Source organism: Paraburkholderia sp. UYCP14C, from assembly GCF_004197395.1.
GTDB lineage: Bacteria > Pseudomonadota > Gammaproteobacteria > Burkholderiales > Burkholderiaceae > Paraburkholderia.
Window position 1 is genome coordinate 1 of the sequence record NZ_SELS01000254.1, and the last position, 1,373, is coordinate 1,373.

Here is a 1,373-nt window from a genome sequence, read left to right on the forward strand (position 1 = left end):
TCTTCAACATCAACTACTCCAGTTTGGATCACACGTTTTACCCCAACTCTGTGTCCAGAAAAACCGGAGCCGCCGCAATATCTGCTTGGAGTATTATTCGAAAACCGGCTATTAAACAAATACCAATTTAAAAATGAAAATTAACGGTTCACATTTATTGAACCCCGTCGGTGCGTCGCTCGCCGTTGATCCGATGCAATCTGGATCGGCTCAGCGTCGCGTCGGACGGGGAGCGTAAGCGGTGGCGGACCAATCGAGCCACACCGACCTGCTGTCGATCGTCGTTCCTTTCTACAACGAGGAAGAAATGATCGGTCGGTTCTTCCGCGAAGTCTGCTCCGTCATGGAGACGGTGCCCAATAGCAGGTTCGAAATCGTCTGCGTGAACGACGGAAGCCGTGACGCGACGCTTCCTCTTTTGCTCAAGCAGGCTGCACACGACTCCAGAATCAGGGTCGTCGACCTTTCGCGCAACTTCGGCAAGGAAGCCGCGTTGACCGCTGGGCTCGACCATGCGATCGGTGACGCGGTCATCCCGTTCGATGCGGATCTGCAAGACCCACCCGGCGCGATTCCGGATCTGGTCAGCAAGTGGCGCGAAGGATACGACGTCGTGCTTGCGATGCGCGCCGAGCGCACGACCGACAGCTACGCGAAGCGCAACTCGGCATCCATGTTCTACCGCGTCCACAACGCGATATCGGAACTGTTGATTCCCGAAAATGCGGGCGATTTTCGCCTGATGTCGCGCAGCACCGTCGATGCGCTGAAGCAGCTGCGGGAGACGCGTCGCTTCATGAAGGGCCTGTTCGCGTGGGTGGGAGGCAAGACCGCGACCATCGAGTACGTGCGGCAGCCAAGAGCGGCAGGAGCGAGCAAGTTCTCCGGATGGAAGCTCTGGAACTTCGCGCTGGAAGGCGTCACCAGCTTCAGCACGCTGCCGCTGCGGGTATGGACCTACATTGGCGGCGTCACGGCACTGCTGGCCATTCTGTATGCGGCTTATCTGATCGTTCGGACCGTCGTACACGGCATCGATGTGCCCGGCTATGCATCGATCATCACCGCGATCCTGTTTCTCGGCGGCATGCAATTGATCGGTATCGGCGTCATCGGAGAGTACGTCGGGCGGATGTACGTTGAATCGAAACGGCGCCCCATTTATATCGTACGCAATTTCTATACAGGCGGAGAAACTCCCGAAGCCTTTTCAATCAATGAAAAATACAAATCAAAATAACAATTCGCTGATCGTTGTCGCACTGCTCGTTTGTGCCGTTACATTCCTCGCGTATCTAGCAGGCTGTTGAATTTCGATCCCGCGTAAACGGGATCCTGGGGCCGAACGTTATGGATATTGTGTTCATGATCTT

Annotated in this window: 1 protein-coding gene; it reads left to right on the forward strand. The window is 55.6% G+C overall.

Annotation, left to right across the window (positions count from 1 at the left end):
- Positions 1-241: 241 nt before the first annotated feature.
- Positions 242-1,240, forward strand: a complete 999-nt coding sequence (locus EVC45_RS44650; RefSeq protein ID WP_306770880.1) for a glycosyltransferase family 2 protein — start codon at positions 242-244, stop codon at positions 1,238-1,240.
- Positions 1,241-1,373 lie beyond the last annotated feature (133 nt).